Source organism: Myxococcus sp. CA039A (genome assembly GCF_013336645.1).
GTDB lineage: Bacteria > Myxococcota > Myxococcia > Myxococcales > Myxococcaceae > Myxococcus > Myxococcus llanfairpwllgwyngyllgogerychwyrndrobwllllantysiliogogogochensis.
Window position 1 is genome coordinate 1 of record NZ_JABUMQ010000419.1, and the last position, 8,322, is coordinate 8,322.

General features: G+C 68.2%; 9 protein-coding genes. 4 read left to right on the top strand and 5 right to left on the bottom strand.

Features of this window, described 5'->3' with window-relative positions; translation table 11 throughout:
* The first annotated feature begins 97 nt into the window (after nucleotides 1–97).
* Nucleotides 98–565 (top strand): carbonic anhydrase, encoded by a 468-nt coding sequence (locus HR086_RS42005; RefSeq protein WP_141646931.1) that lies wholly within the window; start codon nucleotides 98–100, stop codon nucleotides 563–565.
* A gap of 21 nt (nucleotides 566–586) precedes the next feature.
* Here HR086_RS42005 and HR086_RS42010 read toward each other — a convergent pair whose 3' ends face one another.
* The 4 genes from HR086_RS42010 to HR086_RS49005 all read right to left on the bottom strand — a co-directional run bounded on the left by HR086_RS42010 (nucleotide 587) and on the right by HR086_RS49005 (nucleotide 4,463).
* The gene (locus tag HR086_RS42010) at nucleotides 587–2,062 is read right to left on the bottom strand and encodes an amino acid permease (RefSeq protein ID WP_174458950.1); all 1,476 of its coding nucleotides are present in this window, start codon (nucleotides 2,060–2,062) and stop codon (nucleotides 587–589) included.
* 109 nt (nucleotides 2,063–2,171) lie between these two features.
* Complete coding sequence (locus HR086_RS42015) at nucleotides 2,172–2,852, bottom strand: hypothetical protein (protein ID WP_174468432.1); 681 nt, start codon at nucleotides 2,850–2,852, stop codon at nucleotides 2,172–2,174.
* Between the two features lie 118 nt (nucleotides 2,853–2,970).
* On the bottom strand, nucleotides 2,971–4,074 hold the full coding sequence (locus HR086_RS42020; RefSeq protein WP_254614543.1) for a right-handed parallel beta-helix repeat-containing protein: 1,104 nt from the start codon (nucleotides 4,072–4,074) through the stop codon (nucleotides 2,971–2,973).
* Entirely contained in the window at nucleotides 4,023–4,463 is a 441-nt protein-coding gene (locus HR086_RS49005) for a hypothetical protein (RefSeq protein WP_254626689.1), read from the bottom strand. The genes HR086_RS42020 and HR086_RS49005 overlap by 52 nt, the downstream gene beginning before the upstream one ends.
* 468 nt (nucleotides 4,464–4,931) lie before the next feature.
* Between HR086_RS49005 and HR086_RS42025 the strand changes: the two genes are divergently transcribed.
* Genes HR086_RS42025 through HR086_RS42035 form a run of 3 tightly spaced genes read left to right on the top strand, consistent with a single transcriptional unit; the run spans nucleotide 4,932 to nucleotide 7,352 of the window.
* Complete coding sequence (locus tag HR086_RS42025; RefSeq protein WP_174462620.1) at nucleotides 4,932–5,546, top strand: hypothetical protein; 615 nt, start codon at nucleotides 4,932–4,934, stop codon at nucleotides 5,544–5,546.
* Nucleotides 5,543–6,565 carry a DUF2071 domain-containing protein gene (locus tag HR086_RS42030; protein ID WP_174468433.1) on the top strand — a complete coding sequence of 341 codons (1,023 nt, stop codon included), beginning with the start codon at nucleotides 5,543–5,545 and terminating at the stop codon, nucleotides 6,563–6,565. The genes HR086_RS42025 and HR086_RS42030 overlap by 4 nt, the downstream gene beginning before the upstream one ends.
* Before the next feature lie 25 nt (nucleotides 6,566–6,590).
* Nucleotides 6,591–7,352, top strand: a complete 762-nt coding sequence (locus HR086_RS42035) for a murein L,D-transpeptidase family protein (protein ID WP_174468434.1) — start codon at nucleotides 6,591–6,593, stop codon at nucleotides 7,350–7,352.
* A gap of 21 nt (nucleotides 7,353–7,373) precedes the next feature.
* Here the strand turns inward: HR086_RS42035 and HR086_RS42040 are convergent, their stop codons facing one another.
* Nucleotides 7,374–8,198 carry a matrixin family metalloprotease gene (locus HR086_RS42040; RefSeq protein ID WP_174468435.1) on the bottom strand — a complete coding sequence of 275 codons (825 nt, stop codon included), beginning with the start codon at nucleotides 8,196–8,198 and terminating at the stop codon, nucleotides 7,374–7,376.
* Nucleotides 8,199–8,322 lie beyond the last annotated feature (124 nt).

An 8,322-nucleotide genomic window follows, 5' to 3' on the forward strand; every position in this document is an offset into this window, starting at 1 on the left:
GCCCCCGGGCCTGTGTCCACCCCCTGGACGACGGGGAGGAACAGCCAGGCACGCATCCGCTCGAACCCTGGGAGGTGAAACCCGCTAGGGTGCCGCCATGATCGACGAGAAGCCGTTCGTCTCCCGCCACCGCTACGAGCACCACCATCCGACGGTGCTCGCCATCTATTGCTCGGATGGACGCTTCACGGATGCCGTGGAGGACCTCGCCACCCACCTGGGCCATGAGCGCATCGATACGCTGACCATCCCCGGTGGTCCCGCGCTCCTCAACCGCTGGGTGGCTGACTATCTGGAGAGCGACACCATCACCCGCGCGGCACGCTTCCTCATCATCGGCCACCACATCGAGGAGGTCCTCCTGCTCGCTCACGCCAACTGCGGCTACTACCAGTCCCGTCACGGAACGATGGGGCCGGAGTTCATCGCGGAGCAGCAGGTCCAGGATCTGCGTCACGCCGCCGAGCAGCTCCAGAAGGAGCACACCGGCATCCGCGTGCGCCCCTTCTTCGTCCACCCGGAAGCGGAGCGCATCCACTTCAAGCCCGTAGCCCTCCACGACTGAGGCCGCGGACGACCCTCTGGCTCAGCGCGAGTCCGTCCGCCCCGCCGCCTCCGCTTGCCCCACGCGGGAGTGCTTGCGGCCGTAGCCGAAGTAGATGACCAACCCCAGCGCGAGCCAGAGGATGAGGCGTATCCAGGTCTCCGTGCCAAGGCCCAGCATCAGGGCCGTGCAGACGAAGATGCCCAGGATGGGGACCACGGGCACGAAGGGCGTCCGAAAGGGCCTGGGCAGATCCGGCCGCGTGTAGCGCAACACCAGGATTCCGGCACAGACGACCACGAACGCGAACAGCGTTCCGATGGAGACGAGGTGCCCGAGCAACCCGATGGGAAACAGCCCCGCCACCACCATGGACACGGCTCCGGTGATGAGCGTGGACACATAGGGCGTGCGGAAGCGCGGATGGATGCGGCCGAAGAACGGTGGCAACAACCCGTCGCGCGACATGGCGAAGAAGATGCGCGGCTGCCCCATCAACATGACGAGCACCACGGACGCCAGTCCCGCGATGGCCCCCACCCCGACGATGGGGCGGAGCCATTGCAGGGCCGGGCCCCCCTCGGAGATGGCCACGTACACGGGCTCGGGCACGTTCAGCGTGCGGTACGGCGCCAGGCCCGTCATCACCGCCGCCATCAGGACGTAGAGCACCGTGCACACGATGAGCGAGCCGAGGATTCCCGTGGGCAGGTCCTTCGACGGGTTCTTCGTCTCCTGCGCGGCCGTCGAGACGGCGTCGAAGCCGATGTACGCGAAGAAGATGACGCCCGCTCCCGACAGCACCCCGCTCCAGCCAAACTCTCCGAAGCGCCCGGTGTTGGGAGGGATGAAGGGCGTCCAGTGCTCCCGCTCGACGTGGAAGGCGCCGAAGACGATGACGAGCAGGACGATGGCGACCTTCACGAAGACGATGATGTTGTTGACGCGCGCCGACTCGTGGATGCCGACGACGAGCAGCACCGTGAGCACGCCCACCAGCAGCACCGCCGGAAGGTTGATGAGCGCTCCGGTGGCGTGAGGGATGAGCGAGCCCGGCGCGGTGTCGAACGGAGCATTCGCCAAGGCCGCCGGCAGCTGCCACCCCACGTAGTCGCGAAGGAAGGCCGTCAGGTAGCCGGACCACCCCACCGCCACGGCCGAGGACGCGAAGAGATACTCCAGCATCAGGTCCCAGCCGATGATCCACGCCACCAGTTCGCCCAGCGTGGCGTAGCCGTACGTGTATGCGCTGCCGGCGACGGGAATCATCGAGGCGAACTCCGCGTAGCACAGCCCCGCGAAGAGACAGCCGACCCCGGCCAGGACGAACGACAGGACGATGGCGGGCCCCGCGTGCTGCGCCGCCGCCGTCCCCGTCACGACGAAGATGCCCGCGCCGATGATGGCCCCGATTCCCAGCAACGTCAGCTGGAACCCATTGAGGGTGCGGTGCAGCTCATGCCCCGCGCCATCCTCGTCCTGGAGCCTCGCGAGGCTCTTCTTCGACCAGATTCCCACGGGCGGCAGTCAATGCCGGCCCGCGAGCATTCGGAAGCACGGACAGCGGCGCTCGTCGGCAAGTGTCACCCGGCGAGCGAATCACCGGAGCGGCGCCCCCGGTATCGACTCAGCCGCGGCGGTGGTCGCGGCGGTCCTCACGGCGCTCGCGATGGTCCTCACGGCGCTCGCGATTGTCCTCATGAAGCTCCTGCTTTCCCTCGCGGACCTCGCGCTCCGCCAGCCGGATGAGCTCCTGGATGAGGTCCCGCTTGCGGTGCAACGCGCCACCATTCCGGCGGCCCTCCAGCTCCGCGAGCTCCCGGGCGATGACCTGCCGAGTGCGCAGCGTGGCGGCCTCCGCCTTCACATCGCGGCGGTCATCCCGGGCATCCCGCCGGTCATCGCGGAGGTCCCGCTTGTCGTTGACGTACGCGGCCCGGCGCCCCCAGGCGGCATCGTCGCGGACCTCCCACTGCTCCGCGCGCACCTCGCGCTGGCTGCGCTGGGCCTCCCGCTGCGAGGACGACAGCTCGGTGCGGCTCTCCATCATCTCCGCGCGAAGAAGCTGGCGCAGGCGCCCTTCCACGGCATCCATCTCACGGGTGTCGCGACGCGCCCAGGCCTTGTCGAAGCGGGCCAGGACGGACTTCAGCTCCTCCACGTCCTTCCGGTCGTCGCGAAGCTCGCGGCGGTCCTCATGCACCTCGTAACGGTCCTGCGCGCGCTCCCATTGGTTGGAGCGGGACTGGGCCTGCGCGCTTCCCGCGAAGAGAAGTCCCGCGAGCACGGCGGATGAAAAAGCGTTCATGGTGGGGGTCCTCGTGAGCGCGAAGCTCGCTTGTGTGTACAGGCCTCATGACGCGGCCTGAGCCATTTTATTCGAGGTCCCGAGCCCCCGGGTGGCGACAAGGTAGGACTCGCGCCGACTACTGGGCGGCGACGGTGCAGTCGCCTGTCACATTCGGCGCGGGGTTGCCATTCACCGTGTTCCCACTGAAGACGTTGTCGCTCTCGACCACCAGCTCCACCGCGCCGCTGCCTCGGTTGCACACCACCACGCCCCCCGCCCCTGCCTGGTTGTCCAGGAAGCGGTTGTGTCGCAGGGTGACACCGCGAGTGCCAACATCCTCCACGTAGATGGCCGCCGCGGGCCCCTTCGTCACGAAGTTGTCCTCGAAGAGGTTGTCCACGATGAGGTCGTTGTTCGGCTGGAAGTAGTGCAGGGCCGCGCCGCCGCCCAGGTCGTAGATGTTCTGTGAGTTGGGCCAGGCGAGCACGGGCCTCACCGTCAGGCCGCTCCACACACTGCCCCGGAACGCCTCCAGGCCGTTGTTCCGGAAGGTGTTGCCGCGCACCACGGAGTCACGTCCGTGCGTCACGCACATCGCCCCGCCACCCGCCATGGAGGACGTGCCCGCCTGAGCGAAGCGGTCGATGTCCGACGTGCGGTTGCCTTCGAACAGCGTGCTCTCCACGCGAGAGCCCACGGTGAACATCAGGTCCAGCGCGCCGCACTTCGCCGCGGACACGTTGTCGCGGAACACGGAGTTCCGAATCGTCACCGGCCCCGGGTAGTAGGCCCACAGCGCGCCACGCGTCCAGTCTCGGTCGCCGTTGTATTCGTTCTTGCGCACCTTCTCGAAGACCATGTGGTCGAAGACGGGGTGTCCGTCTCCCACGGAGTTGTCTCCATAGAAGTTCATGCCCCACCAGCCATACGGGTTCGTCGAGGTGAGCAGCACGGGCTTGTCCGCCGTGCCACTCACCTGGATGCCGCCGTACACACGCACTTCCACGCGGCCCTTCTGGTGGTTCATCACGCTGTCCGGCGCACCCGCAGCGACATCGGCCTCCGTCACCTCCGGGCGCCCCTTGAAGTCGAGGATGACGCCGGGCTGCACCTTGAGGACCTGTCCCTTCGGAATCGTGACGACGCCCTGGGCATTGCCGATGACCCGGTAGGGTGAGCCCGCCGCCGTCAGCGTCCCGGACAACGTGCCCGTGACGACCGTGCCGCCATCCGTCGGCAACTCGACGGGCCCCGCATCCTGGCCTGCGTCCGGGCCGCCATCCGAAGCACCGCCATCCGTCCCAGCATCGGCTGGGCCCGCATCCACGGGGTCAGGACCGCTGCCACCGTCCACGCCGGAGTCGCCTCCATCCGAGGTCCCAGGGCCAGCGTCGCGCTCGGGTTCGCCGCCAGCGTCGCGTTCGGGCTCTCCACCGGCGTCGCGTTCGGGCGCTCCACCGGCATCGCGCTCGGGCTCTCCACCAGCATCGCGCTCTGGCTCTCCGCCAGCATCACGCTCGGGCTCCCCGCCAGCGTCGCGTTCGGGCTCTCCACCGGCATCGCGTTCGGGCTCTCCGCCAGCGTCACGCTCGGGCTCTCCGCCAGCATCGCGCACGAGCCCGCCACCATCCTCCACTCCCACGCCGTCTTCAGGGTCCGTCGACGAATCTTCGCCGGAACAAGCAAAGGCACTCACCGAGAGAGACACGGCGACGACGCTGGCAATCAAGAAGGAAAACGAAGATGTCTTCATGGGCGGGCTGGCAGGTAACACGAGCAGGAGTCAGCCACCATTGCATGAGGGTCCCATCCCATGCGGATCAACCTTCGCTCCGAATTCCTGCACGAAGGTACATACCCGCCTCACGCGCCAGGCACTTCCCCACCCCCGCGGTCGGGCTTCCCTCCTCCAGTGTCTCGTACATGCCGCGCACTCACCTCACCTGCATGGTCGGTTTTCATGCACCAGGTGGAGACATCCCCTGCACTGAAGCCTGCTCCCCCGCTTCGCCACGCCGTGGCTGACGTACCGGGTCTGGAATCCGACCGCGAACGGGACGCCTTCCTCGCCGGGGGTCGCGTAGACTCCGCGCCACGATGAACCGCGAAGAAGCGAACCAGGCCCTCGAGCTCATCCGCCGCGTCGTGTCCCAGGCGCGTGACGACTCGGCCCTCCAGAACTGGGGCGTCATCTGGATGCTCCATGCCTTCACCAACGCCGCGGGCTTCGCCGCCACTCAGTGGCTCTGGAATCGGGGAGACCGGACGCCCGGCGCCTACGTCGTCCTCTGGAGCGCCATCCTGGCCTTCAACATCTCCAGCATCTTCCTGCTCAAGCGCGGCCAGACGGCGGGCGCGCGCTCCTTCGTCGAGCGGCAGATCTGGGCCATCTGGACCACGTTCATGGGCGGCATGGGGCTGGTGGCCCTCATCAACTGGCTGCTCGGCCTGGACCGGCTGTTCATGCCCGCGGTGGCCTGTGTGTTGTTCGCCACCGCCTTCTCGATGATGGGCGCGCTGATGGGCCGGGTGTGGTTCACGGTGGCGGCCTTCTTCGCGGTCGTCTCCCTGGTGATGACGCGCTTGCCAGAGCACGGCTTCAGCCTGCTGGCAGCCCTCTGGTTCGCGGTGCAGTTCGGCGGAGGGCTCGCGCTCCACCGCGCCCGCTTGCGCAGGCTCGCGGCCCGGACGCCCGAGGCTCGGCTGGTATGAAGCCGGAGTCGCTCGCCGCACTGGTGGCCCTCGCAACCGAGCCCTGGGGGCTGGACGAGCCAGAGCTTCACTCGCGCCTCGCGGTGGCTGGAGTGACGGACCCCGCGTCGGCGCTGCGCGCGATTGCCCTGGCGGGCCTGGCTCGCGAGGAGCGACGCCGCTGGGTCCCCACGCCGTTGGGACACGAGGCCTTGCGCGAGGCCCACCTGCTCCTCGCGAGCAGCCAGGACCCGAGCCCCAGTCCCCCCGGCATGGAGGAGTGCCCGTCCGTGCCCTGGCTCACCCAGGTGCAGACGCACTGGGTGGAGGCCGTCTCACTCAACTACGCGGTGGACGCGGAGCGACTCGCGCGCCTGTTGCCCGCGCCGCTCGTTCCAGAAATCCATCGCGGCACCGCGTGGGTGCAGGTGCTGATGTCGTCCCTGCGCGACATGCGTCCCCAGGGCGTGTCTCCCCTGCTGGGCGTGTGCTTCTACCAGGTGAGCTATCGGGCGGCGGTGCGCTATCGCAACGCGCGCGGGGAGTGGCGACGCGGCGGCTACTTCGTGCGCAGCGAGACGAATGACCCGGTGATGCGCCGCGTGGGCAATGCGCTGGACGAGTTCCGCTTCCACGAGTTCGGCGAGGCGCACATGGTGATGGCTCGCGAGGGTGAGCTGCTCACCGTCGCGGCGGACCCGGAGGCGGCCTTTCCCGGAGGGCGCCTCGTCGGCGTGTTCGACACCCGGCCCCAGACACACCCGCCCCAGGGCAGCGTGTGGACGGGGCTGGAGGACCTGCACGAGCCGCTGGTCGAGTGCTACGACGCGCTCGGTGTTTCGGGCGACTTCGTCTACGTGCTCACCATCGACCGCGCCCCATGGAACGCCCGCTTCTGCACCCCGGTGGAGCTGTACTGCGAGTACTTCGAGGAGGGCCCTCTCGCCCCGGGAGCGCGCCTGGACTCGGTCCTCCACCTCACGGAGTGTGCCTACCGCTGGCGGCCTCTTCGCAGGGAACGACATACCGTGGAACCGTGAGCGACCCGGCGGAGTCCAACGCGCGATGAAGACCTCCCTCGCAATCGTCGCCGGCTTCCTTGGCGCCCTTCTCTCCCTGAGCGCCCACGCAGGGGACCGCGTCGCCACCGCTCGCGCCTCGCGGATGAAGGACGTCACGGCCCTCTTCGCCACCGCCGGGACCCCCTGGCCCACGGACCAGCTCTATGTCCGGGCCTTCAAGCACGAGAAGGAGCTGGAGGTCTGGGCGGGGCCCAAGGAGGGTCCGCTGGTGAAGGTGAAGACATACCCCTTCTGCGCCGCATCGGGAGAGCTGGGGCCCAAGCGTCGCGAGGGCGACCTTCAGGTCCCGGAAGGGTTCTACACGCTCGACCTCTTCAACCCGGTGAGCAACTTCCACCTCTCCGTGCGGGTCAGCTATCCCAACACGGCGGACAAGCACCACCAGAAGCCGGGCGTCCGGCTGGGCGGCAACATCTTCGTGCATGGCAACTGCGTGAGCATCGGGTGCATCGCCATCGAGGATGGCCCCATCGAGGAGCTCTACCTCATGGCGCTGGACACGCGCGCCCGGACGAAGCGGGACGCGCCCATCCACATCTTCCCACGCAGGCTCGACGCGGCGGGGATGGCGGCGCTGGAGAAGCAGGCAGGCGCGGACACCTCGAGGGTGTCGTTCTGGAAGAGCCTCCAGCCCGCGTACACCCTCTTCGAGGAGAGCCGCCAGGTGCCTCGCACCTCGGTCGTCGCGAAGACGGGCGCCTATGTCGTGACACCCGCGACGAAGGCCCCTCGCGCGGGACGATGACCGCGCGAAGGGCCCGGCACGTCAGAGCGGATACAGGAACCCCACCGCCGTCTCGTCCTGGGCGCTCAACACCAGGTCTCCCGCCGTCACACCGCACGAGTAATTGACCATCACCGAGTTGGGATCCGGGGTCTCCGTCAGCATGCACGTGCCCGTGGTCCGCGGACAGAGCACGCTGCCCGGCTCATGCACGAAGCCCAGCACATGCCCCAGTTCGTGCCGCAGGATGCCCCTCAGCGTCAACGGGGCGATGTTCCCGAACGCGGTGTTGTCGATGAGCAGGCTCCGCGCGGAGCGGGCCGCATTCGGGAAGAACGCGCGGGCCAGATACTGGCCGCCCGTGTTGACCGGACGGATGTCGAAGACGACGCCCTCCTGAGAGGCGCTGCAGGCCCCGTCGAGCGAGCTCTCGTGGATGAAGTTCACGCCCGCCACGGCTTCCCACGCCTTCGCCGCGCTGCTCATCGCCGCGATGACGTCGGCCTGGCGCGTGCCGAAAGACCTGCTGACGCAGTACCGCAAGTCGCGCACCGCCGCGGAGCCCCACATGACGAGGACGCCATTGGGGCACCCCACGGCCAGCGCGTCCTCGCGAGTCCCCAGTCCGTCCCGTCGCACGTAACGGTCGTGGTACGCGCGCAGCGCCGTGTCGCCGTCGAACGCCAGGTCCGGCGGCACGACATAGACGTTCGAGTCGGGCTCCCGGTACGTCCTCGACTTGAACTCCTCGAAGCCATCATCGGAGGTGCCTACCGGGGCACCTGCCGGCTCCAGTTCGACGCTCCCGCATGCCGAGAGCAGGAGAGACACTCCGAGACACCACCCCACGAAACAGACTTTGCGCATGACTCCCCCACTGACGGCTCCCAAAGCCGTCCAACCAGAAATAATAGCAAAACTGGAAGGTGACCTGGGAGCGAGGGGGCTGAACTTCAGTCCGGCGTGGGGTGCTCTTCGTCCGGCGTGGGGG